This is a genomic window from Bradyrhizobium sp. RT6a, assembly GCF_040547675.1.
Classification (GTDB): Bacteria; Pseudomonadota; Alphaproteobacteria; order Rhizobiales; family Xanthobacteraceae; genus Bradyrhizobium.
On sequence record NZ_JBEPQC010000004.1, the window covers coordinates 638,133 to 661,024 of the forward strand.

19 protein-coding genes are annotated in these 22,892 nt (G+C 62.2%); 9 read left to right on the forward strand and 10 right to left on the reverse strand.

All coding sequences use genetic code 11. From position 1 onward, the window contains the following. Positions 1–4 precede the first annotated feature (4 nt). The gene (locus ABIC03_RS24880; protein WP_275173652.1) at positions 5–1,261 is read right to left on the reverse strand and encodes a GTP cyclohydrolase II; all 1,257 of its coding nucleotides are present in this window, start codon (positions 1,259–1,261) and stop codon (positions 5–7) included. Between the two features lie 372 nt (positions 1,262–1,633). On the opposite strand from ABIC03_RS24880, the gene ABIC03_RS24885 reads away from it, so the two are divergent. After that, positions 1,634–2,761: a threonine synthase gene (locus ABIC03_RS24885; RefSeq protein WP_354061833.1), complete on the forward strand. Its 1,128-nt coding sequence runs from the start codon at positions 1,634–1,636 to the stop codon at positions 2,759–2,761. 102 nt (positions 2,762–2,863) lie between these two features. After that, positions 2,864–3,670: a class I SAM-dependent methyltransferase gene (locus tag ABIC03_RS24890; RefSeq protein WP_354061835.1), complete on the forward strand. Its 807-nt coding sequence runs from the start codon at positions 2,864–2,866 to the stop codon at positions 3,668–3,670. Positions 3,671–3,851: 181 nt separating this feature from the next. On the opposite strand, the gene ABIC03_RS24895 is transcribed toward ABIC03_RS24890, so the two are convergent. From ABIC03_RS24895 to ABIC03_RS24905, 3 genes are all read right to left on the reverse strand, one after another. Further along, on the reverse strand, positions 3,852–4,667 hold the full coding sequence (locus ABIC03_RS24895; protein ID WP_275173655.1) for a DUF2927 domain-containing protein: 816 nt from the start codon (positions 4,665–4,667) through the stop codon (positions 3,852–3,854). A 72-nt stretch (positions 4,668–4,739) separates the two neighbouring features. Continuing rightward, on the reverse strand, positions 4,740–5,318 hold the full coding sequence (locus tag ABIC03_RS24900; protein ID WP_275173656.1) for a L,D-transpeptidase: 579 nt from the start codon (positions 5,316–5,318) through the stop codon (positions 4,740–4,742). Further along, positions 5,315–5,524 (reverse strand): hypothetical protein, encoded by a 210-nt coding sequence (locus ABIC03_RS24905; RefSeq protein WP_275173657.1) that lies wholly within the window; start codon positions 5,522–5,524, stop codon positions 5,315–5,317. The genes ABIC03_RS24900 and ABIC03_RS24905 overlap by 4 nt, the downstream gene beginning before the upstream one ends. A 50-nt stretch (positions 5,525–5,574) precedes the next feature. Here ABIC03_RS24905 and ABIC03_RS24910 point away from each other — a divergent pair, with 50 nt between their 5' ends. Next, complete coding sequence (locus ABIC03_RS24910) at positions 5,575–7,122, forward strand: acetolactate synthase large subunit (RefSeq protein WP_354061838.1); 1,548 nt, start codon at positions 5,575–5,577, stop codon at positions 7,120–7,122. 160 nt (positions 7,123–7,282) lie between these two features. Further along, positions 7,283–7,801 carry a hypothetical protein gene (locus ABIC03_RS24915; protein WP_354061840.1) on the forward strand — a complete coding sequence of 173 codons (519 nt, stop codon included), beginning with the start codon at positions 7,283–7,285 and terminating at the stop codon, positions 7,799–7,801. A gap of 45 nt (positions 7,802–7,846) precedes the next feature. Here ABIC03_RS24915 and ABIC03_RS24920 read toward each other — a convergent pair whose 3' ends face one another. The 4 genes from ABIC03_RS24920 to ABIC03_RS24935 form a co-directional block, all read right to left on the reverse strand. Next, positions 7,847–8,413, reverse strand: coding sequence for a hypothetical protein (locus ABIC03_RS24920; protein WP_354061842.1), 567 nt, complete (start codon positions 8,411–8,413; stop codon positions 7,847–7,849). A 22-nt stretch (positions 8,414–8,435) separates the two neighbouring features. Then, complete coding sequence (locus tag ABIC03_RS24925; RefSeq protein WP_354061844.1) at positions 8,436–10,037, reverse strand: hypothetical protein; 1,602 nt, start codon at positions 10,035–10,037, stop codon at positions 8,436–8,438. A gap of 262 nt (positions 10,038–10,299) precedes the next feature. Continuing rightward, positions 10,300–11,835, reverse strand: coding sequence for a peroxidase family protein (locus ABIC03_RS24930; RefSeq protein ID WP_275174632.1), 1,536 nt, complete (start codon positions 11,833–11,835; stop codon positions 10,300–10,302). Positions 11,836–12,160: 325 nt separating this feature from the next. Beyond that, positions 12,161–12,394, reverse strand: coding sequence for a DUF3551 domain-containing protein (locus ABIC03_RS24935; RefSeq protein WP_275174633.1), 234 nt, complete (start codon positions 12,392–12,394; stop codon positions 12,161–12,163). Between the two features lie 255 nt (positions 12,395–12,649). Between ABIC03_RS24935 and ABIC03_RS24940 the strand changes: the two genes are divergently transcribed. The 4 genes from ABIC03_RS24940 (at position 12,650) to ABIC03_RS24955 (ending at position 14,959) form a co-directional block, all read left to right on the forward strand. Continuing rightward, entirely contained in the window at positions 12,650–12,988 is a 339-nt protein-coding gene (locus tag ABIC03_RS24940; protein ID WP_247282441.1) for a hypothetical protein, read from the forward strand. 153 nt (positions 12,989–13,141) lie between these two features. Further along, positions 13,142–13,654: a hypothetical protein gene (locus ABIC03_RS24945; RefSeq protein WP_354061846.1), complete on the forward strand. Its 513-nt coding sequence runs from the start codon at positions 13,142–13,144 to the stop codon at positions 13,652–13,654. A 90-nt stretch (positions 13,655–13,744) separates the two neighbouring features. After that, entirely contained in the window at positions 13,745–14,227 is a 483-nt protein-coding gene (gene greA / locus ABIC03_RS24950) for a transcription elongation factor GreA (RefSeq protein WP_354061848.1), read from the forward strand. 54 nt (positions 14,228–14,281) lie between these two features. Next, on the forward strand, positions 14,282–14,959 hold the full coding sequence (locus tag ABIC03_RS24955) for a hypothetical protein (RefSeq protein ID WP_354061850.1): 678 nt from the start codon (positions 14,282–14,284) through the stop codon (positions 14,957–14,959). 550 nt (positions 14,960–15,509) lie between these two features. Here ABIC03_RS24955 and ABIC03_RS24960 read toward each other — a convergent pair. Next, entirely contained in the window at positions 15,510–16,751 is a 1,242-nt protein-coding gene (locus ABIC03_RS24960) for a tyrosine-type recombinase/integrase (RefSeq protein WP_354061852.1), read from the reverse strand. Positions 16,752–17,705: 954 nt separating this feature from the next. Then, the gene (locus ABIC03_RS24965) at positions 17,706–21,734 is read right to left on the reverse strand and encodes a CHAT domain-containing protein (RefSeq protein WP_354061855.1); all 4,029 of its coding nucleotides are present in this window, start codon (positions 21,732–21,734) and stop codon (positions 17,706–17,708) included. On the opposite strand from ABIC03_RS24965, the gene ABIC03_RS24970 reads away from it, so the two are divergent. Continuing rightward, positions 21,706–22,881: a S1C family serine protease gene (locus ABIC03_RS24970; protein WP_354061857.1), complete on the forward strand. Its 1,176-nt coding sequence runs from the start codon at positions 21,706–21,708 to the stop codon at positions 22,879–22,881. The two genes, ABIC03_RS24965 and ABIC03_RS24970, sit on opposite strands and share 29 nt — an antisense overlap. The last annotated feature ends 11 nt before the right edge of the window (positions 22,882–22,892 follow it).

The following is a 22,892-nucleotide window of genomic DNA, read 5'->3' on the forward strand; positions in this document are numbered from 1 at the left end:
TCGATCAGTATTTTTCCAGCGAACGCCCGACCACGCCGTCGACGTCCTTCTCCGGCGCGATGTCGGTGGAGTAATAGCCGGCGGCCTTCTTCGCGGCGATCTCGACATAGGCGTCGGCGGGAATGAGCTCGGGCGGGATCGGCACGCGCTCGACGATGTCGATGCCCTGCGAGGTCAACGCGTCATGCTTCATGTCGCTCATCGAGAGGAAGCGGTCGATGCGCTTCAGGCCGAGCCAGTGGATGGTATCGGGCATCAATTGCTGGAAGCGCGCGTCCTGGACGCCGGCGACGCATTCGGTGCGCTCGAAATAGGCGGCGGCCGCGTCGCCGTCCTCCTGGCGCTTGCGCGCGTTGTAGACCAGGAATTTCGTGACCTCGCCGAGCGCGCGGCCTTCTTTGCGATTGTAGATCACGAGCCCGAGCCCGCCCTCCTGCGCGCCGCGCGCGGACTCCTCGATGCCGTGAATGAGGTAGGGCCGGCAGGTGCAGATGTCGGAGCCGAACACGTCGGAGCCGTTGCACTCGTCATGCACGCGGCAGGTGATCTTGGTGCGATGGTCCGGCAGTTTTGTCACATCGCCGAACATATACACGGTGGTGCCGCCGATCGGCGGCAGGAACACCTTCATGTCCGGCCGGGTCACCAGTTCGGGGAACATGCCGGCGGTCTGCTCGAACAGCGTGCGCCGCAGCTCGGTCTCGTTGGTCGCGAAGCGTTCCGCAAGGCCCGGCAGATACCAGACCGGATCGATCGCGATCTTCACCACCGACACGCTGCCATTGGCATGCACGACGTCGCCGTCGGCGCGTAGGCGCTTGGCGGCGAGCGCCTCGCGGATCTCCGGCAGGTCCAGTCGCGCACGCGTCACCGCGATGCTCGGCCTGATGTCGGAACCCTCGGCGATCTCCTTGCCGAAATTCTCGGCGACGAGATGCCCCCAGGGATCGAGTGCGACGATTTTTGCGGGATCGCTCCATTGCGGGAACGGCCCGATGGTCGCGGCCGGAAAGGTGTTGGTGAGATCGGGCCTACGGATCGGATCGAGCGCGCCGGCGGACACCGCGAGCGCGCGGTACATCGCATAGGACCCGCCATGGCTGCCGATCACGTTGCGATCCCCGGCGCGCGACACCGTGCCGATGATCGGCCCGCGGGCGCGTGCGTCGGCGGCGCCCCAGTGGATCGGGAAGGCCGCCTTCCGGCCCGGCTCCGGATGGGAGGTGAGGCGGATGTGGTCGGTACGGTTCGCTCGGCTCATGACCAAACTCCCAAAAAGCCAACGGCCCGCCGCTCGGACGGGCCTGGCTCTGCGGCGTTGCCGGTGCGGTCACCGGCGACGCAATCCAACATATTGTAGCGGCCAGCCACGACAGACAAGTTAATCGTGCTGCGCAGGGCAGGCGGCTCGCGGCCAAATCCCCGTCATCACCGAGCCGGCAGGGGCTGCGTGAGAGCCACGCCACCACACTGTCCGACCTCGATGAAATCGCTGTAAGGCAATGAAGTAATTGTGTTTTTCGTGCTTTCAAGGGGCGGTGCACGGCTTGCGCGGCGGGCGTCGAGTTTCCGGACAAAACGTGTCATCAAACCAAACGTACAGATCGCCTTTGCCTCTGCCCTGGAGACCGCCATGCCCGCCGCCGCCTACATCGACCCCCGCAACGGACGGCTCTATCCGCTGGACCAGCCGCGCTGGTGCTCGGACGAGCGCACGCCGCTGCTGGTGACGCCGGGGGCAGGGATGTCGCGCGAGGACATCGACGGCCGGGCGCGCTCGCTCTGGCGCTACCGGGCGGCGCTGCCGGTCGAGATCACGACTCCGATCACGCTCGGCGAAGGCTGCACGCCGCTGGTGCAGCAGGCTTGGGGGAATTTGCGCCCGTTCTTCAAGCTCGAATGGTTCAACCCGACCGGCAGCTTCAAGGACCGCGGCTCCGCCGTGATGCTGTCGTTCCTGCGGCAGATTGGCGTCGACGCCATTCTGGAGGACTCGTCGGGCAATGGCGGCTCGTCGATGGCGGGGTTAGGTGCTGCCGGCGGCATGCGCGTGAAGATCCTCGCGCCTGCATCGACGTCTCCGGCCAAGATCGCGCAGGTCCGCGCCTATGGCGCGGCGGTGCAGCTCGTCGAGGGCCCGCGCGAGGAATCGGAGGCCGAGGCGATCCGGCAGTCGAGCCAGACCTTCTATGCCAGCCACAACTGGCAGCCGTTCTTCCTCGAAGGCACCAAGTCGCCCGCCTACGAGATCTGGGAAGATCTCGGCTTCCGCGCCCCCGACAACGTCATCGTCCCCGTCGGCGCCGGCAGCAGCCTTTTGGGTTGCGCCTTTGGTTTCCGTGAGCTGTTGAAAGCCGGTCAGATCACCAAGCTGCCGCGGCTGTTTGCGGCGCAGCCGCTCAATTGCTCGCCGATCGATGCAAGCTTCAAGGGGGGCGTCGATACACCTGTCGCGCGCGAGGTGAACAAGACCATCGCCGAAGGCACCGCGATCAAGTATCCGCTGCGCCTGCGCGAGATCATCGGCGCGTTGCGTGAGAGCGGCGGCGGCACCGTCGCGCTCACCGAGGACGAGATCGTCGCCGCGTTGCGGCGTCTTGCGCGGCAGGGCCTGTTCGCCGAGCCGACCAGCGCAAGTGCTGCCGCCGCGCTGGACAAACTATCCGCCACCGGTGCCATCAGGGCGAACGAGACCACGGTTGCGGTCCTCACCGGCACTGGCCTCAAGGCCGCGACCATCGTTGCCGATCTGGTGCAATAGGACCGCGAGGAGGCGAAGCCGTCGCCGTCATGGGCCCGCGTTGAACCTTTGGCATCCGTCGTCAGCCTCATGGAAACTGACCTCGAGCGAAGGGAGAGTTCCATGACCGCGCAAGACCCGTTTGCTGGTTTCAAGGCAGTCCAGAAGGAAGCCTGGTCGCTGTTCACGCCGATGGAGGTGTTCACGACGCCCTCGGCCGCCAAGCTCGTGAGCTTCGCCGGGGCTGCGACCGGCCAGAGGCTGCTCGACGTCGGCTGCGGCACCGGCGTCGCCGCGATCACGGCGGCGCGCCGCGGTGCCAAGGTCAGGGGTCTCGACCTATCGCCTGTCTTGATCGAGCGCGCCCGCGAGCATGCGCAGCTGGCGAACCTCGATGTCGACTTCGCCGAAGGCGACGCCGAAAGCCTGCCCTATGGCGACAACGAGTTCGACGTGGTGCTCAGCCAGTTCGGCCACATGTTTGCGCCGCGTCCCGAGGTCGCCATCGGCGAGATGCTGCGCGTGCTGAAGCCCGGCGGCACCATCGCCTTCTCCACCTGGCCGCCGCATCTCTATGTCGGACGGATGTTCGCGTTGATCGGCCGCCATCTGCCGCCGCCCGAGGGCGTGGCATCACCGGTGTCGTGGGGCGATCCGAAGATCGTCGCCGAACGTCTCGCGGGGAAAGTGAAGGACATCGCCTTCGACATGGACATCATGACACCGTCCGCACTCAGCCCGCAGCATTTCCGCCGCACCATGGAAACGACGATCGGGCCTTTGATCAAGCTCGTCGCCCAGTACAAGGACGAGCCGGACAGGCTGCGGAGTTTTCGCAGCGAGTTCGAGGCGCTGATCTCCGAATATTTCGACGGAAGCAACAACGTGATGCGCCAGCAATTTTTGATGTCGAAGGCGAGGAAGGCGTGAGGCGGCGTTGACGGTGACTTCCCTTCTCCCCTTGCGGGAGAAGGTGGCGCGAAGCGCCGGATGAGGGGTTCTATCGGCGAACTAGGACGTGAAAGATTTACGTGCGGAGAGAGACCCCTCATCCGTCTCGCCGCTACGCGGCGAGCCACCTTCTCCCGCAAGGGGAGAAGGTGGAAGTTCTCTACTCCTTCAGTTCGTTCACCCGCTTCACCCAGATGCGCACATCTGTGAGCACGTCGGGCAGCACCGCCTTGACCTCATGTATGGTCATGCCGGCCTTGATGCGGGGATCGTAGAGCAGGTTGAGGATGTACTGGTCGTAGACGTCGAAATAGCCCATCGAGACGTTGTCGTTGAACATGGTCCAGGGCACGCTCGCGGTGTCGTTGATCGGGCCGAGCGATTGCAGCAGCTCCTCATAGGCGCAGTCGAGAAAGGTGAAATCGCCGTTGTCGACGGTGAGGATGACGTCGGAATGCTCGATCTCGAAGTTGTCGTTCTTGCGAAACCCTGACAGGCATTGCGGATCGAGCGAGGTGCGGATCTCGCGGGCCTTCTCCGCACCGTAGAAGCTCGAGATGGTGCGGAACAGATCGCGGTCGCGCACGAGCTTCACTCGCACATTTGCAGCCTCGCTGCTGTCGATCATGGCGATGTCGAGATGCTGCACGCGCTTGCCGATGTCGGCCACGACCTTTGCGAGCTGCGCCTTGCGGTCGGCGCGGTCGCTCTCGGCGAACACGCGCACCGGCCCGTCGAACTTGCGGATGCGGTCGACACGGCCGGCAAGGTGGTATTCGGCGCCGAACGCCGTCTTGAGAAAGCCATCGACGATCTCGCCGTCGGTAAAGCTCTTCTTCTCGGCGCGCTGGCGCGAGGCGATCGCGGGCAATTCGCCCGCGACGACGATGGTAGCGGTGTCAGGGGCAAACGCGACGGTGGCGAGCGCCAGCAGGGCGATGCGAAAGCCGGACGAAGGCAGGGCCATTGCGCTCATTGCCGGGCGACGCTGCCGTATTCGGAAGCGACGCACAAGGCCGCATATTCACGCGCCCTGCGGGTTCCTGCTCTAGTTGTTCAGCACGACCACGGTGGTGCCGACCCCGACGCGGCCGTAGAGGTCGCTGACGTCCTCGTTGGTCATGCGGAAGCAGCCCGAGGACACCGCCTGGCCGATCGTCTCCGGCTCGTTGGAGCCGTGGATCCGGTAGAGCGTCGAACCCAGATACATCGCGCGCGCACCGAGCGGATTCTCGACGCCGCCCTTCATATGACGCGGCAGGTCCGGCCGGCGGGCCAGCATCTGCGACGGCGGCGTCCAGTCCGGCCATTCCTTCTTGGCGGTGATCCTGTGCACGCCGCCCCAGCGGAAGCCGTCGCGGCCGACGCCGATGCCGTAGCGCAGGGCCTGGCCGTTCTGGAGCACCAGATAGAGCCGGCGCTCCGAGGTGTTCACCACGATCGTGCCGGGGGCGTAATTGCCGTTATACATGACGGTGGTACGGGGGACCGGGCTCGAGCCGCCGCGGAAGAAATTCGGGCCGCCGCCCATGATGTCGCGCGAGTCGAACTCCTCGGCGAAGGCGCCGCCGGCGGTAGCCGACAGCAGTGCGATGGCGGCAAGCGGCGCGGCAAAAAACCGGATCATTGTTCCCCCAGCAAAAAAATCGATTCAACTGAAGTCACAGGCCATATTTGCGAGCTTTCCGCAAGCCACGGCACCGTGAGGGAGGCATCCTTAATGAACGGCGTTACCAAATCGGCAACCATGCCAATTTGCCGGAAAGCATTAGCCAAACGGGCGCATCGCAGGGCGGCGATGCCGGCTATTGCTTTGACGAGACGAGCGAACAATGATTGATCGGACGGATTGTTGGAACATTGCCGGTTGCAGGAGCTGACGGATGAACGGTGCGGAAAGTCTGGTGCGGACGATGGTCAAGGGCGGGGTCGACGTCTGCTTCTCCAACCCCGGCACCTCCGAGATGCATTTTGTCGCAGCGCTGGACCGCGTGCCCGGCATGCGTTGCGTGCTCGGCCTGTTCGAAGGCGTGGTGACCGGCGCCGCCGACGGCTATTTCCGCATGAAGGGCACGCCGGCCTCGACGCTGCTGCATCTCGGTCCCGGCCTCGCCAACGGCCTTGCCAATCTGCACAACGCCAAGAAGGCGAATTCCGGCATCGTCAACATCGTCGGCCAGCACGCCGTCTACCACATCGGCTACAACGCGCCGCTGACCTCCGACATCGAGGGTCTGGCCCGGCCGATGTCCTCCTGGGTCCGGACCTCGCCGGACTCCAAATCGGTCGCCGCCGACGGTGCCGCGGCGATCGCCGCCGCCAAGAGCGCGCCGCCGCAGATCGCGACCCTGATCCTGCCTGCCGACACCGCCTGGAACGAAGCGGACGGCATCGCCGAGGTTCCGGCCGAGCAGCAGCGCGCGAGCTATTCGCCGCAGGCGGTCGAGCAGGCCGCAAAGATCCTGCACGGCGACGGCGAGGGCACGCTGCTGCTGATGACCGGCAGTGCGCTGAGCGAGCAGGGCTTGGCGCTGGCCGAGCGCATCGCCGCCAAGACCGGCTGCACCGTGATGGGCCCGACCTTCCGTCCCAGGATGGCGCGCGGCCGCGGCCGCTTCTCGATCGATCGCATCCATTACGTGATCGACAACGCGCTGCAGATGCTGGCGAGGTTCCGCCATATCGTGCTGGTCGAGTCCGACGATCCCGTGGCCTTCTTCGCCTATCCGAACAAACCGAGCATCCTCAAGCCGGAAGGCTGCGACGTGCATCGCATGACCTCTTGGGGTGAGAATTCGGTGGCAGCGCTGGAAGCGCTCGCCGGCGCGGTGAAGGCCAGCGCGAAGGACGTCAAGCCGCAGGCCTCGGCCGAGCTGCTCAAGCCGACCGGCGCACTGACCCACGCCTCGATCGCGCAGTCGATCGCCTATGCGATCCCCGAGAATGCGATCCTGGTCGACGAATCCCTCACCACCGGCCGCGCCTTCTTCCCGCCGACGGCGGCGGCTGCTCCGCACGACTGGCTCCAGAACATGGGCGGCTCGATCGGCTTCTCGACGCCGCTCTCGATCGGTGCCGCGATCGCCTGCCCGGACCGCAAGGTGATCTGCATGGTCGGCGACGGCAGCGCGATGTACACGATCCAGTCGCTGTGGACGCAAGCTCGTGAAAACCTCAACATCGTCACCATCGTGTTCGCCAATCGCATCTACCAGATCCTGCGCGGCGAGTTCGACAATGTCGGCGCCGGCGAGCCCGGCCAGCGCGCCAACGACATGCTTCGCCTCGACCGACCGACGCTGGATTTCGTGGCGCTGGCCAAGGGCATGGGCGTGCCCGGCCGCGCCGTTACCAACGCGGACGAGTTCAACAAGGCGTTGGCCGAAGCCGTCGCCGAGCCCGGGCCGCGGCTGATCGAACTCCAGATGTAAGAACTGCTCGATCGCGCCGCGAATTCCGACCCTCATGTAGCCCGGATGGAGCACAGCGTAATCCGGGACATTGTGCGTTTTGCGAGAACCCGGATTGCGCTACGCTCCATCCGGGCTACTCACGGCTTTGAAATGGAGCGCCGAGTGGCCGGGGGGCAAGATGCAGACCGAGCTGAACAAGGTGATCGCGGCGCTGCGGGACTTCTATGTCCACGAAACATTCCTGTTCGAGAAGGACATCGGCGAGCGTGCCATCACGCACCGCTTCGCTGTATATCTGGAGAAGCAATTCTCCGGCTGGTCGGTCGATTGCAACTACGACCGGCTCGGCGAACGTACGCTGCATCTTCCGCACGGCACCATCATCTCGACCGACGATCACCTGGGCAAGTCGATCTATCCTGACGTCGTCGTGCATCAGCGCGAGATCCCGAACAATCTGCTGACGGTGGAGATCCGCAAGGCGAGCAATCACACCGCGCTTGACCATGACCAGCACAAGCTGATGGCGCTGACCGATGCGCATGTCTGGTTCGCCTTCTGGATCGGCGTGCTGCTGGTGCTGGACAAGAACAACGTGACGATCTCGGAAGTCTATGTCAGCGGCGTCCTCGATCAACCGCTGTCGCGCTGGTTCGCGACGCGGCTGGAGGAAGTTGGCCTCGGGGCTGCGCGTTAAGGCGAGTGCCGAGATTGTCGCGTTCAATTCAGCTATTGCTTTGAGTCATAACCCAAGGGCGATCTCGGCCCATTTCAACATGCGGTCGCTATTGAGGAATGACAGCACCGCCGGCTCCAGTGACGCGGTCGCGCCCGGTGCGAGCAAAGCCGTCGCGGCTACCATGTCGCAGCGTTGATTGAAGGCGAGTGAGAGCGCGGCCTTGGGGTTCCCTTCGACGCGGTATGCTCGGCTGCGGCCGCGCATCGGACCGACGACGATCTCTCGGCCGGCAGCCGTCGGCGTTGCCCTCCCAATCAGCGCCAGGTCGCCCATCTGTTCGAGGTCGCCGTCGTCGGCGACTCCGGTAGCGCAGTTGCAAAAGCCGAGCTTGGGGCGAACGTAGAGCTGGACCTCGCCGCCGCAATCTTCGGCCTTGCAGCGGAACGCTTTTCCTTTCCCCCAGGGATCCGCGCCGAAAGGCCAGTCGATTTCCGTCCACACCGGGCGGACCTCGCCGGAGGCCGATGTTGCGCGTGCCGGTTCACCGGATCGCAATATCCAGACCGCAGCGGCTGCGCAGAGCAGCGCACTGGCTGCGCTGATTGCAACGAATTTGCTGGTCAAGCGCATGGACGTTGCCGCGGCACCTTTGCTAATTCTGAGCCATCAACTTTCGTGCGGCCGCGAGGTCTTCCCGAGACGAGTCGCCATTTCTCGCCGTTTCGACGACTTTGGCGTAGTACTGGCGGGCCTTCACAGCATCCCCCGCTTTCTCGGCCGCGCGAGCGGCGCCGATGGTCGCGCCAAAGCGGTTCGGCTCCTTGCGCATGGTGCTTTCGAACGCGGCCAATGCTTCCGTCGCCATGCCACGTTCGAGCAGCATGGTCCCGTAAAGCTCGCGTGCGGGGGCAAGCGGACCCGGCGTCACGATGGATTTCTCGGTCTTGTCTTCGGCATCGGCGGCAAGGCGCATCGCTTCCAGCGCATCCGCCTGTTTCCCCAGGGCGTTGAGCTGCCAGGCTGTAGCGACCTGCCGCTGAATGTCCACGATTTCGGTCCAATAGGCGTCCTTGTCTTGCTGCAGCTTGTCCCGCAACTCTGCCAGCTTGGCGATGTCCGCCGTTGCTGCGTCTGCATTGCCGGAGCGCGCGGCGCCAAGAGCGCGGGCGAAATAGGTGATCGCATCGACATAGGCAAACCGGCTCGGCTCGACCTTCAGCGCAGCAGCGCCCTGCCAATCACCACGCTCGACCATATAGCGCGCCTGGCTGGCCGCTATCGCGTAGGGACCGGCGCGGACAGCCGGCGCATAGCCCGTGGTCGCAACCATGTCCGCGATGACCTCGCTGGCTCGGCTGTCCTGCGCAAGCTGGAGCAGGGCGTAGACCATATAGTCGTCGGCATGCAGCTGCTCGCTCGGGTCCTTGCCCTCCTTGGCAGCCTTGGCGGAACGGCTATTGGCGTCGATGGATTCGTTCCAGTAGCCGACGCGCGTGAAGATGTGCGACGGCATATGCAAGGCGTGCGGTGCCGCCGGCGCGATCTCGGAATAGCGCTTGGCAGCGTCGAGTCCTTGCTCTGCGATCGCCGGATAGTCATAGAGGTGGATCAGATAATGCGCGACGCCGGGATGCCGCGGCTGGCGCTTGAAGATCGGCTCCAGGATAGCAGCGCCCTTGAGCTGGTTGGCATAGGTCTTGTCGTTTGGTGACGCCGTGACATTCAGCGTAATGGCGTAGGCGATCTGCGCCTCGTCATCATCGGGATAGCGCGCGGCGACGGCTTCGGTTGCCTTGAGATAGGCCTGCGCGCGCTGGCCAAACGTCGTCTTTTCGTCGCCCGAATAGAAGGCCAGCAGCGCGTCGATATAGTCGCGTTCGCGTTCGCTCTTGGCGCCGAGTGCCTTGGCCTTCTGCAGCGCGGCGATACCTCCGGTGAGGTTTTCCTTCGGCGCGGGAAAATGCGGATTGTACAGCAGGCTCAGCGCAATGCCCCAATACGCGATCGCGCATTCCGGATCGGCCTGCAGCGTCTCCTCGAAAATTTCCTTTGCGGGCCGGTACCAGAACGAGTGCTGATAACGCATCCCGCGATCGAAGCGGCGCTGCGCCACCTCGTTGCAGGAGGTCTGGAAGTGCACCTTGCCGAATTTCTCATCGGCCCCGTCCTCCGCGCGTGCGGCGGGCGTGCCGGAAATCGAGCTCAGGGTAGCGAGGGCGAGAAGAGAGACGGTTCTCAAGGCGAGCGCGCGCATCGGCCCCTCCGTTTTCTGTTCAGAATAAATCTGGTCAGATGGCGCCGACAAAACCGAGGGCGCCGAAGTTCGTACTGCTGAGATTGGCAATGGCAATTGCGTTTTTGAAGGATTTCTCCATTCGCGATGCGAGTCAACAGGAAGCGGACGGATTCGCGTTAGGGAAGCACGCCTGTCAGGAGCCATCCGCCCGCCCGTCGTGCGAGTGGGCCACAAGGCCGCTCGCACGACGAGCGGCCTTGCACCATCGTCCGTTACCCGCTCAATGCAACGGATCGCCCTGGCCGAGCGCGTAGGCGACGAGGTCCTTCAGCGCGAAGCTGGAGCCGGTCACCGGCGTCCATTGCGGATCGAGCGACAGCACGGAGGAATTATCTCCGAACATCATGCCGAGGAAGACCTCGGCGACGATGCGGCCGCCGACCGGCCCGAGCTGCGGGGTCTTGACGGTGGCGGGCCCACCGGTGGCGGGGATTGCCATGTCCGTCGCGTTTTGCCGCGCCTCGGCCAGGATGTAGGCCCACAGCGGGCAGTTGCCGGCGAACACGCCGTTCGCGATGGTCGCGATCTTGACTTGCGGATCGCCCGGTCCCGGCTCGTCGACGGCCTTGCCGATGATGATCTCGTCGTCGGTCAGCGGCGTCAGGTTCATCGCCCTGGCGACGGCCTGGCCCGACGGCAGTCCGAGCCGCCAGCTGCGCTCGAGATTGCGTAGCGCCAGCGACGCCGGATTGGAGGCGACTTCCGGCGGCAGCTTGCGCAGCGGGTCCACCAGCGAGGCATCGATGCGATAGGCGAACTGCAGCCGCCTCTTGTTGTCGGGATTGGTATCGTCGTCCTCGACGCCGTAGGGGCGGGTGTCGAGATCGATGAAGCGGCCCCAATCCATGGCGCGTCCCGGTCCCATCGCGCGGAAGCCGGTCAGTGCGTTGTGGTCGGGATTGTTGGGATCGGGGAAGATCTGCAGCAGCATGTTGGCGGCGTCGTTCAGCCGGTAGCCGGGGCGGATCATGGAGTGCCCGAGCCGATAGGCCGCGACCGAGAACTCGACCGGCATGAACGGATAGGTCTTCCAATGGTAGTAAGCGAGCTTGCTGCGGTCGTATTGACCTGCGGTCTTCAGCTCGTCCAGCACGCTGGCGTGGACGATGCGCGGCAGGAAGTCGTTCAGCACCACATACTGATAGTGGAATCGAACGCGCTGCTGCACGTCTTCGAACGACAGGCTGTCATTGTCGTCGACCATGCGGTTGTGAAAGCGCAGCATCAAGGCCTGGAATTGCGAGACGATGCTGTTCTCGTCGTTGCGGGGATCGCCGATCAGCGCGCGGCCCTTGAACCGCGGCAAATCGACTGCATCGGGCACGCCGGCGCCGGTGACCTTCTCGCCGAGGCGGAACTTGATGCCGTCATACATGTAGGGCTGGTCGTTCGGGCCGCGGCCGTAGAGATTGTCCATGTCGAGCGACGGTGTGCGGAAGTCGACGAGCCCGTCGGGATCCTGCTGCTTGGTCAGCGAGCTGACCGGATCGAAGGTGATGTCGTGGTCGATGAACTGGCCGAAATAAGTGTAGAGCGAGGGAATGCCGCTCTCTTCGGCGTCCGGCCCGTCCTTCGGTCCGTCGAAGCCGGCGACCATCTTGTCGGCGAGCGCCGACAGGTTTGCAACATTGTCGGAATCGTTCGGGCCGAATTTGGCCGGTGCGAGCTTGCGGAACATGCGGCCGAAGCGGCCTTGCGAAAGCGGCGAACGCGTTGCGTTCAGACCGCGCGGAACAATTGCGTGGCGGCTGCTCATTGAAACACCTTCCTGAAAAGTCGGATGAAACAGTTCGGGCTCAAGTTTCTCGCGCTGGAGTTTGCAGCCTAGGCGCGATCACGCCTGCCACGAGCGAGATGGATCACAATTGCCCGTCATCAAAATTTTCGGAAGGAGACGCCCGCCTGCAAGCCACGGCGGCGCATCGTGAATATTCTCCGTGGCGAAGACGGATAACATTCTCGTCATCGACGGACGCAGGCGGCTTCGCACAGTTTCAATTCGCCGAGGTATCGGCGACGCGGATCGTTTTCACGCAAAAATTGTGGCGGCGCGCGCGTCATGCGCGCACGCCGCGAATTCGTCAGTAGTCGCGCTGCTGCGAGAACGCGTAGCGCGGGTTGATGCCGCAATAAGACGACGTGCCGGACGCGCTGGCGAGGCACTGCTGATAGCTGGCGAACTGGCAATTGCCGGGGTAACCCCACGAGCGGCCCTGGATGCAATATCGATCGTTCGCAGGATGTGCCTGGGCGGCCGGGGCTGCTACGGCCATCAGGGCCGCGAGCGATGCGAGTGTGAGGATGGTGCGACGCATTTCAGTCTCCTTCGAGAGCGAGTGGATAGGAATGTCAGCGGGCCTGGCTCGTCTGTTGCAAAGTCATGCCTGTGTTGGTGTCGGCGAACGGCTTTTGCGTTCGCGACAAGGCACATCATGACGCAGCCTGCCGCCGGCAATGTGATCTCGGCCACAGTTCACGACGGGGTTCCGGCCTATCGTGAACGGACTTGCACGCGTCGATCCCGGAGAACTACGCTTGCCTTGTTCGGATCAGGAATTTTGGAGGTTCTAATGCAAAAATCATACTTGCTGGCTGCGACAGCAGCGCTGGCGCTTCTCATGCAGACACCGCTTGCGCTGGCACAGGGCGCACCAGCCGCCGCAGGAACGGCGGCGCCTGCGGCGACAACCGCCGCGCCGGCAGCGACGACGACAGCGCCGGGCGCCACCAATGACGCTTCCAGCCAGCCGACCGACTCCAAGAAGAGTGCGTCGAAGAAGCCGGCGAAGAAGAAGATGACGCGGCAGCAGGAGATCGATCACTCGGTCGACAGCGGCACGGTGCCCGCGCGCTACCGCAGCTCGGTGCCGAAGCAGTACCAGCAATACGTTCCGTTCGATAAGCAGTGACGGATCCACGGCGGCGCGAAATGATCGGGCATCGCGCCGCCGGTGCCATCGCGAGACGGTCGTGAAACAGGATCTTGGCCGGAATCCGGCCATACATCCCCAGTGGCGGTCCGCGCGAGCGGTGCTAGAGTAGGTCGAAGCCTGGGGGGAGTTATGAGTGACGACGTGAGGGATGCTGGCCTTGTGGCCATGATCAGCAGCATCCTGGGAGGCAACAAGCGCGCCGCAGAAAGTGTCGCGCCACCGCCGCTCATCGAGGTTCCGCCGCCGACTGCGCCCACGAACGGATTTTTTGAGCTGGTCGAGCCCGTCCCCGATACGCCGGCCAAGCCCGAGAACAACTCAGAGAACGATTCCGAGAGCGCGCCCAATCCGGCGCCGGCTGCCGCGAAGCCGGTCGAGCCGCCGGCGAAGATCGCCACGACGCCTGATGGCAAGCAGTTGCTGCCTGCTGAAGCAATCGCGGATCTCGTCCTGGGCGAGCTGCGCAAGCTGGAGAATTTTCCGGCGACCGGCGCCTCCGTCACGGTCTACGGGTACAGGCACTGGAACGCGATGATCACCTTCGCGCCGTTCTCGGCCACGTTCCGGGATGCCACGCGGTTCCGCCAGGCCATGCCGGACATCGTCTTCAAGCTGCGCCGTTTCGTCGAACTTGAGATATGATCCGGGAGATCGCCAGCTTCGGCCCGCCGCAATTCCTCGCGGCGCGACGGTGCCGGCCGTGAGCCCGAACAGTTCGACAGGATTTTCGACTTGAGCGTTGCCTTTACCAAAGAAGAGAGCGCGGAAACCGCCGCCGAGACGCTGCTGCCGGATCGGCCGATCTCGCCGCATCCGAACCTCGTGACGGAAGCGGGCTTGCAGGCGCTGCAAAGACAGCTTCAGGACGCACGCGAGGCCTATGAAGCCGCGCAAGCCATCGAGGACGTCAACGAAAAGCGCCGGCAATCGGCGGTGCCCTTGCGTGACGCCCGCTATCTCACCGAACGGCTGCGCACGGCGCAGGTCGTTCCCGCCCCGGCCTCGACCGATATCGTGGCCTTCGGCAGCACGGTGACCTTCAGCCGCGCCGATGGCCGCGTGCAAACCTATCGCATCGTCGGCGAGGACGAAGCCGACCCCAAGGCCGGCTCGATCTCGTTCTTGGCGCCGGTGGCGAAGTCGTTGATGGGGAAGGCGGTCGGGGATGTCGTGGGGGCGGGTGCGCAGGAGATCGAGATTTTGTCGATTGGGTAGGGGACGTTTATCGATGGTTTCCGCTGTGTCCGCGCAACAAGGCGCGATAGCTGGATGAGGCGGTTTCTGTCGGGAGCATTGCCGTTCTACGCGCTGGCCGGATTGGCCATGTGCATGTACCTCGTCCTGTACAAGACTGATCTCTTCGACTTGAACGCCATCGTCCAGGATGCGACCGGTTCGTCGTGGTTTCTGGTCTTCATTTTCGTCTGCGTGCTGCTGGAGTCGGTCTTCCCGTATTTTGGCTATTTTCCCGGAACCGCTCTCATCCTGATGTCCGTGGCGCTCAATCCGAAGCCCGCGGACGTCTCCGTTTTCATCGTGGCGTGGCTGGCCATCATCGTGGGCGCCGTCCTGAGCTACGGGCAGGCTCGCTTTTTCCGACCGCTGTTGCAGCGGGTCGCCTCAAAGGCGGCGCTGAACCGGTGTGAGTCCTTGCTCGATGCCTACGGCCCTTACGCGCGAATTGCCCTGTTCGTTCATCCCAACGCCTGCGCGATGTATTTCACGGCACTCGGCCTCCTCGGCCGCAACCTGACGCGCGAACTCGCCTATCTCGGCGTGGGTGCAGCAGCTTCCGTGGGCGTTCTGTTCGTCGTCGTGAGCAGACTCGTGTCGTCCGTAGGCACCACCGACGACGGAGAATTGCAGCTGCTGCTGGCCGCAGCACTGGTCGCCATCGGGACCTTCGTCGGTCTGTACGCGGCCTGGCGGCCGGCGCGGGTTGCTTGACGCTTGAGATGGCGTGGGCGTCGATCGGCGCGGTCTCACCCCTTGCTCCGTCATTGCGAGCGCAGCGAAGCAATCCAGTCTGTCTCCGCGGAAAGACTCTGGATTGCTTCGCTGCGCTCGCAATGACGACATGAGATCATCCGTTCCGCGACGATGCCATCATGCCGGTGTTTTGCCCGACGAGTCAAATGGGATTTCGGAAAAACAGTAGCATGGTAACCCATTGATCCGACTGAGGTCGGCTACTGTGCATGGGGTTGTTTTCGACATTTTTGATTGAGGCGGTCCCGACACGCCGCCAGGCGTCGACGATGGGTCCGCAATCAGGATGGCTTTGGAAGGTGGATGGTGGGCGCACAAGGGATCGAACCTTGGACCTCTCCCGTGTGAAGGTAATAACCAACGATCATTAACAACTTGATATTGCCTACTTTTTTTTATTATTTGTTCCGGCATGGGCGGATTTTGGGCGCGAGATTCGATCGAAAGTCTCTATGGCCGGCTATGCTGATCGTCGATCTCGTCGGCGCCAGCACGAAGTTGACGGCGATCAGGCGTCCACCGCCTTGATTTCCGCCCCGTCGCTCGCTGCGCCGCCTTTTCGGGCCGTCGCGCTGGATACCTTGACCGCCTTGGCGAGGCCCTTGTCATGCTGGTCGGACTTGTGCGCCTTCGCCTTCGCAATAACCTTTGCCGGGCCAGGCGCGGGCGTGGGTGCGATCGACGGCATGTTGTTGATCGATGGCGCGGCGTGCGCGACGTTGACGTGAGCGTAGCGCAGAACCATCGAGAGGCTTGACCAACCACCGAGGTGCATCAGCATGTTGAGGTCGCGGTTTTCTTGGTAGTGCCACGTTGCCCACGTGTGCCGGCAATCGTGCGGATGAAAATCGGTGATCCCGGCGCGCCTGACCGCCGCCGCAAATCCTTTCTTGATCCGCGATCCCGCCGACACGTCGCGCGGATCATCTTCGTCGAGCGGCGCATACGGTTCGCCGAGCGCATATTCTATTTCAATTGGCTCGCCGCTGTTGGTGCCCGCTGGCGTGTAGCTCGTCGGCCTGATGATGCGGCCTTGCTTGCGGAAAACTTCGCCTTCCCGATGGGGCAGGTTGGAAAGGATCGCGACGAGATCGGGGTGCAGCGGCACGCCGCGGTCGCGGCCGTTCTTTGTGTCCAGGAATTGGACTTGCCCGCGCTGTAAATCGACAAAGCGCCAATCGATCCAAAGCGCTTCCCCGACGCGCGCACCGGTGTAGAACAGGAAGGCAACGAGCGGCTTAAGATGCGGGGCGCACGCCTCGATCAGACAAAACGCCTCAGCGTGAGTAATCCATCGCACGCGGCCCTTTGGCATCTTCGGCCGGCTGAGCTTGATCGGCCCACAATAGTTTTTCTCGGCCGCCTTGTTAATGACGGCTGCGAGCGGCGTGTAAAGCTGGCGGTTAAGCGTCGCCGGCGCGAGGCCGGGGTAAATCTTGCGGCCGGCCTCGTCAGCGGCGGCTTGGTCGATCTTGGCGAGCGCGGTCGATCCGAAATGATCGATGAGCGGTTGCAGAAACCGCGTGTCGCCGCCGTTCTCTAAGTAGATTGCGACGGCCCTGATGAACGTGCCCGACGCTTTGATGCCATAGACGCTACGTTGCAGAATTTCCCATTCCCGCTTGGCTTTGATTTCTCCAGCGATCTTGCGGTCATCGGTCTGGCAGCTTTCGCGGACCGAAAGTCCGCGAAGGGTGCCACGGAGGTACCAATTTGGTGATCCGGCACGCTGGTAAAGTTTAAGGGGCATTTTGAACCTCCGCTCCCGCCCGTCGCGCACCGATGGTGCTACTTATTATTGAACGTATGAACGCGGTCCAGTCCAGTCGATCAGATGACCTCGCTCCCACCAAGATGAGAGGAGACCCTCGAGACGGGACGGGCTGGGGCTCCCAGGGAGGCTCAATGAATTATTTTGTATCGTACGAAACAGAAAAGAACGGCCGTGAGGGCCGTACTTCTCAACGGGGCGGGCTGTCATCCCCCGGCTTTTCTGTTTTAACGCATGGAGCGGGCCGGCTGCGCCGGCGGGGAGCCATCTAAGGCCAGTGTTGCACCCCGCTTCCAGCATAAATCGTGGCAATCCGGTTGCCGGCTGGCCCGGGGAGCGCGTTAATGCCGTTCTTCACCCTGTGGTCGCCAAGTCCGGAGACGCCGCCATGACCTAGCGGCGTCTCGGAGAACGAGGGCTATGCTGAGGATATTGCGACGCAGCGGAGTCGTTGATTTTTGCCCCGCTCCGGTGTGCGCGGCTCCGGAGCCCAGATTAGCAATGCGGGCAGGCTCATAACCTGAAGGTCATAGGTTCAAATCCTATCCCCGCAACCAAGCAAGATGCTGTACTTGCAGCAGAAAACCAGAAAGCCGCTCTTTCGAGCGGCTTTTTGTTTGTCCAGAGTCGCCACGGCACGTCGGCAAGTCCGGAGAATCGAATTTTCTCCGAATCTTAGTACCCGTCAAATCGGTCTTAGTACGGCATTTTCCGACAAACCGAGCGCTTACTGGGAAAGCGCTTTGCATCCCTCTCGCTCGATCCGAAGGGGAACAAAACTCTCTCGATACGAGCCAGCCGATTGGGAATTTACGGGTTCGATCGGCCGTTGCATGCCAGCGCCGCGGCGCGCTTAGCTCTGATAGGGTTTCTAACAAAAGCTTACGGGGTTCGTTTGTCTAGAACGGGTCATCGAAGTGATGGAGACAGCTATTATTGTCGCGTCGAAAGGGCCGGCCTGCCGCCGAGACTGCCATAGATGACCAGCTTGCCCCGGTCGAACACAAGTCCCTGGGCAAAGGCACTCAGACCGAAGGCGGAATTGTAGGAAGGGACGGCCCCACCATTCGGTCCGATCTTGAAGATCGAAAACTCGAGAAGCTCGTCGCCGCTGTCGCCCCATCGCTTCGAGCCCGTCTCTGCTGTTGTGACGCCGAGGCGCCGCACGCCGATCGGACGCTGCCGCTTTACGGCGAAAAATGTCTCGCCCTGCTCACTCGCCACAGATTGGACGTTGGACGGAAACGGATCATCATCCTTCCACAGCGCCGAGAATGTAAACTGCCGGCCAACCTGGAGGAGAAGGCCCTTGCCGCCAGCCTCGCAGGCTCCGCGCGTCTGGCCGCCGATCTTGAGCTCGCCGTCCCCACTATCGGCGCCAAAAGCCTGAAAGTCCGGGATCGTGAGGGTCTTCTTAGTTTCGAAAGTTGAGCTGTCCAGCAGATAGAGTACCGTTTGGCGCGGCCCGTCGCAGAGGGTCGGCAGGCCGAAGAGAGCTTCGTTCGCACCAAAATTGCCAAATTGCCGCAAGTTGACGACGAGCACGGGATCGGGACCGAGCTTTGAGAGCAAGGTCGATCGGCCGACGACAGACGCGGACTTTCCGACCTTGATCTCTTTGCGCGCGATCTCATGACCATCCACGTCGAACCGGGTCAGATATGCCACGCGTTCGTCGGTCTGCTGCGAATAAATCGAGCCTGACAACATCACGATGTCATTGCCAATCCTTACCGCACCCGCTGGCGAGTTGTCCTCGAGATCCGGCCATGCCCTTTCCCAGACTTTGGAGCCATCCGGCGCGAGCCGCCGCACAATCGGGTAGGGGTGGGGTGACGTCTTGTAACCAAGCGCATAGATCTGCGATTGATCGATGAAGAGAGGGCCGGCGGCGATGTCATGCGAAGCGGCCGGAAAGTCGGCGCCGTCCTGCCCCGCATCCCTGATGATGCTGGCCATCGAGCTTCCGTCCCAATCGCCCATCGCCGATAGTATAAGGCGGCCAGCGAGAGGTTTGGCATCAAAGAGTTCTCCGACCTCGTCGTTGCCAAAGGGGGCATAATCAAACGTAGGGTTTGTTGATTTTACGCCATCGTCTGGCAAGCTGGCTGCGTAGCCAAAGACAATGAAAGGGGCCCAGAAGCGCGGATGGTGATGAGCCCTGTCCGCCCGGGCGAGATAGCGTTCAATTCCTCCCGCCAGAGCCGCCGAGGCGCTCTTGTGGTGCTGTTCGTTCCAGGTTGCGAAAAATGCCAGTATCAGATCATGTGCAGCGTTGGTTTCTACGGTCCAAAGCGACGCAAGCAAAGTCGGCGATCCTGCAACCGAGAAAGCGGCAGCGAGATCGGTGATGCCGATATTTGCGGCCGATGTATCCATCCGCGCCGTATTGCAGGCCGACAGAACGACAAGGCGCGCATCAAGCGGAAGCCGGGTGATCTCCGGCGCCGTCAGCAATCCATCGTCGAAACTGTCGGACAAATCCTTGGGCGTGAGAACCAGCGACGCCTCGTTCAAGCCGGGTATGTCGTTGCGCAGCAGCCCGTGCGTTGCGAAATGGATAATATCGTACTTGCCGAGATCCTTGGTGCGAAAGTTCTCCTCAGACGCGTCTGTACCCAGCAGCACATCGCCTTTTGCGGCCTGCATGAGTTGCCCGACGATGGTGATTTCGTCAGCCGTCTCCGGCAGCGATCCCAGTTCGCTCAAGGCGCCGCGCAGGGAGGCGTCGGTATTACCACCGCGCGTCAGACTGGCCTGTTGAGTGACCGTGGAAAGGGAGGGATTGCCGATGCCGAGATAAGGCAGCGGAGCGTGCTGGTGCGAGATCGACGTGCGCGTGCCAAGAAAATGACGTGCCGAGATCGAACTCGCGAATCTGTATGTCTTGCCAAGCCAGCGGGCCGCGAGCAGATCGTATCCGTCGCCCCGCCGGGGCGGCGCTTCCTCGAGCAAGGCGGCGAGCGGAATGCCCGACAGCTCCTCAGGTGGCGCTGCATTGACCAGCGAGCCATGCTGCGCGCAGGATTCGAGACCCTTGAAGAGAAGATCCCTGAGGCGAACAGCTGATTGGACCGGATACTGGCTATCAAGCGTCTCATCAGCCGCACGCTCCTGCGTCAACGCCAATCGCACCAGCTTGGCGTCAAGGATCGCCAATTGCGGGTCGACATCTGACACCGAAAACAGCGTCGTCGTCTTTGAGATGCAAAGTCGACCCATACCCTTGAGCGTGGGAAAGAAAGTGAGAAAGACCTCGTTGGGTTCAAGCACCGTTTGAATTTGTGTGGCCGTCGGATACCCGATCGCCTTGGCGTTATCCGCATCTTTCGTGAGTGCGTCTTCCAACCGAACAATCGTTTCGGTAAGGCCCGCGTAAGTCGTAATGAGATATCCAGCTTCCTTCTTGCCGCCAGCCATGAGGTTCTTGATCTGATCGAGCTCCCACTGCCGCTTTTGTTGCTGCAAGATATAATAAGAGCGTACGGTGTCGCGCGAGCGTTCGGTCTTTTGGGCGCCGATCAGGACGGCAAAATCGCTGGTCTGATGCCGAAGCGTGCGCGAAAGCATCTCGCTCCCCCTAAGCGCCAGGTCGGCGGCATCAGGCGGCGGAAAGTCCACAAGGGACGTCAGAGCCGTTTGAATAACAAGGGCGTCGATCAAGGTCGGTAGCTGAAACCCTTCAAAGCGGCGTGTCAGAAATCCTTCAAAGACCTCAATCCGCTCCCGCGCCGCCGTTTGAATCAGTGCAGCGGCTTCCGCTCGTGAAGTTGGAAGAGCTATCAATCCGAGTGCGAAATGACGGTAAGATTCAATATTCTCGGCGACGTATCCTGAGAGCTGCCAGGAGGCAGGGATCGCTGCGAAGTGCGACTTCCAGGCCGCCATATGTGATGGATCTTTGGAGCTCGAAATGAGCAACTCAGAGAGTCCGAAGTAAAACTCCTGCAGCGTCTCGAAATGATCACGTGCGATAATTGCGTTGCGCTGCGCTTGCAATGGATGACGCGCATGGAGGGCAGCAGCTTCGTCAGTGGCACCTTCGAAGAGAAGCGAGAGCGATGCAAGGCTATTGCTTGTCGAGGTCCGATAGAGCTTTATGCCTTCATTTATGTCCAGACGGTCGTTGAGCCGGATCGCCTCCTCGAGAAATCCGGCGACCTGCCTGGACCGGGTTGTCATCGCGACCAGCTGGGTCATGATGTGCACGTAACCCGCAAACACCGGGCCTTCGTGATTGAGATTGGCTGACATGTAGGGATCGATCAGGCGTGCGAGCGCTTGGGCGCTAACAATGTCCTGTTGCGAAATCAGCGACTCCAGAAATTCGGCTAGCGCCTTGCAGATGCTGTATTTGTCCTTGGGGTCGATGAGTAAGAGACCCATGACCGCAGTGGAGTAGGCCTTCTCAGCCAACTGATGTTCGTTCAAGAGCAGGAAGTGGTTCACGGCCGTCAGATTGGCCATCACCGCCGGATACGGAGACGCCGCGGGATTGAATGGGACTTTGTTGTTCGGAAAGAGGCTCTTGCGAGCTTGCGGATCGTTGTTTGCGAAGAACTGCGCGCGAAGCAGGTAAGCATAGAGATCCGGGAAGAGCGGTTTGAGCTTCTCGTCCGTTTTGATGATCTCATAGGCAGCGACCTCGGATTCGATCGCGCACCCGACTTCGTAGGCCGTCGAACATATCTCGGTCAGGTCGCGCAGCAGAAGCGCTTTGGCATTCTGATCGGCCGTCTCCTTGACAAGCCCGGCGATCTCGCGCCCGGCTTCGCGGACCTGGCCGCGATGAAATTTCTGGTACGCGGCCTGTTTTCGGCTTTCCAAATCCGTCGTAGGCTGTGAAAATGCACGTGAAACGACAATGAGTTGCAGGGTTGTGCAAAGCAGCATCGCTGCCAGCACAGACAAGAGGGACGGGGAGCCCGATCGCATGAAACGCGCCGTCCTGTCTGCCTTCATTGCCGTCGCTCTCACGGATACAGCCTTGGCCCAGGCAGACCTGGTCGGCAAGGCCCTTCCGGCCTCGCCTGAGAACGCTAACATACTCTCCCTTGAGAGCACTCCCGAACTTTATGACATGGGCGGCCTCGGCAACTCGCTCGTCACCAAATACGTGGGTGCCAAGCTCGCCGATGCGCCTTACGTCAGCCGCGGCCGGCACGATTCCGAGATCTACCGGCTGCTTTCGCCCTCTGTCGTCATCGTGGTTACCGACACCAGCATCGGTTCAGGCTCCTATATCGGTTTCGGCGACGCGGTCCTGACCAACTGGCATGTGGTGAAGGGCTTTCAGAAGGTCGGTCTCCTGTTCAAGCCGCCAACTGAGGGAAGCAAGCCGTCCGAAGCTGACTTTGAGATCGCGCAAGTCGTGAAAATCGATCCGGGTCACGACCTGGCCCTCCTTCGCCTTGCTTCCGTGCCGCGCGACGTAAAGCCTATCGTCCTTGGCTCCGAATCCGACATTCAGGTCGGTGCCGACGTGCACGCTATCGGGCATCCGACCGGGGAGGCTTGGACCTACACCAAGGGGTTCATCAGCCAATACCGTAAAGATTACGAATGGCGCGACGAAGAAGGCTCGCACAAAGCAAGCGTCATCCAGACTCAGACACCCATCAATCCCGGCAATTCCGGCGGTCCGCTGCTCTCGGATGACGGCAAGCTCATCGGCGTGAACGCCTTCAAGGCCAAAGGCGAGGCACTCAACTTCGCGATCTCCATCGCCGATGTCCAGGCCTTCCTTGCCAAGGCCGGCCAGCCAATCCCCGCGAAGGCACCGGCGACCTGCAAGTCGGTAAAACTGTATGAGGGAAGGGACCGGCAGAACACAGCTCTCCTCGTGCAGTTCGATACAAACTGCGATGGCAAAGCAGACTATTCCTTTGTCACGCCGGACGACCTCACCAAGCCTATCTCCGCGCATCTGGACGCGAACTTCGACGGTAAAACGGACATCTCAGTCGAAGATCGCAATCGCGACCAGAAGTGGGACATCTCTTTTCATGACGTTGATTTCAACGGAAAGATCGATCTCGTCGGCTATCATCCCGACGGCAAGCTGACACCCTCGCGCCTCGACAAATACATCCCCGGCACCCGCTATTAAAAAATCCGCCT

What these genes read in the sequence shown, in the direction of transcription:
- ABIC03_RS24895 (WP_275173655.1), bottom strand. Translation starts at nt 4,667, where the DNA reads ATGAGCGCAATGGCCCTGCCTTCGTCCGGCTTTCGCATCGCCCTGCTG.
- ABIC03_RS24945 (WP_354061846.1), top strand. Translation starts at nt 13,142, where the DNA reads ATGAGTGACGACGTGAGGGATGCTGGCCTTGTGGCCATGATCAGCAGC.
- ABIC03_RS24885 (WP_354061833.1), top strand. Translation starts at nt 1,634, where the DNA reads ATGCCCGCCGCCGCCTACATCGACCCCCGCAACGGACGGCTCTATCCG.
- ABIC03_RS24915 (WP_354061840.1), top strand. Translation starts at nt 7,283, where the DNA reads ATGCAGACCGAGCTGAACAAGGTGATCGCGGCGCTGCGGGACTTCTAT.
- ABIC03_RS24970 (WP_354061857.1), top strand. Translation starts at nt 21,706, where the DNA reads ATGAAACGCGCCGTCCTGTCTGCCTTCATTGCCGTCGCTCTCACGGAT.
- ABIC03_RS24955 (WP_354061850.1), top strand. Translation starts at nt 14,282, where the DNA reads ATGAGGCGGTTTCTGTCGGGAGCATTGCCGTTCTACGCGCTGGCCGGA.
- ABIC03_RS24890 (WP_354061835.1), top strand. Translation starts at nt 2,864, where the DNA reads ATGACCGCGCAAGACCCGTTTGCTGGTTTCAAGGCAGTCCAGAAGGAA.
- ABIC03_RS24880 (WP_275173652.1), bottom strand. Translation starts at nt 1,261, where the DNA reads ATGAGCCGAGCGAACCGTACCGACCACATCCGCCTCACCTCCCATCCG.
- ABIC03_RS24910 (WP_354061838.1), top strand. Translation starts at nt 5,575, where the DNA reads ATGAACGGTGCGGAAAGTCTGGTGCGGACGATGGTCAAGGGCGGGGTC.
- ABIC03_RS24940 (WP_247282441.1), top strand. Translation starts at nt 12,650, where the DNA reads ATGCAAAAATCATACTTGCTGGCTGCGACAGCAGCGCTGGCGCTTCTC.
- ABIC03_RS24920 (WP_354061842.1), bottom strand. Translation starts at nt 8,413, where the DNA reads ATGCGCTTGACCAGCAAATTCGTTGCAATCAGCGCAGCCAGTGCGCTG.
- ABIC03_RS24960 (WP_354061852.1), bottom strand. Translation starts at nt 16,751, where the DNA reads ATGCCCCTTAAACTTTACCAGCGTGCCGGATCACCAAATTGGTACCTC.
- ABIC03_RS24935 (WP_275174633.1), bottom strand. Translation starts at nt 12,394, where the DNA reads ATGCGTCGCACCATCCTCACACTCGCATCGCTCGCGGCCCTGATGGCC.
- ABIC03_RS24965 (WP_354061855.1), bottom strand. Translation starts at nt 21,734, where the DNA reads ATGAAGGCAGACAGGACGGCGCGTTTCATGCGATCGGGCTCCCCGTCC.
- ABIC03_RS24930 (WP_275174632.1), bottom strand. Translation starts at nt 11,835, where the DNA reads ATGAGCAGCCGCCACGCAATTGTTCCGCGCGGTCTGAACGCAACGCGT.
- ABIC03_RS24925 (WP_354061844.1), bottom strand. Translation starts at nt 10,037, where the DNA reads ATGCGCGCGCTCGCCTTGAGAACCGTCTCTCTTCTCGCCCTCGCTACC.
- ABIC03_RS24900 (WP_275173656.1), bottom strand. Translation starts at nt 5,318, where the DNA reads ATGATCCGGTTTTTTGCCGCGCCGCTTGCCGCCATCGCACTGCTGTCG.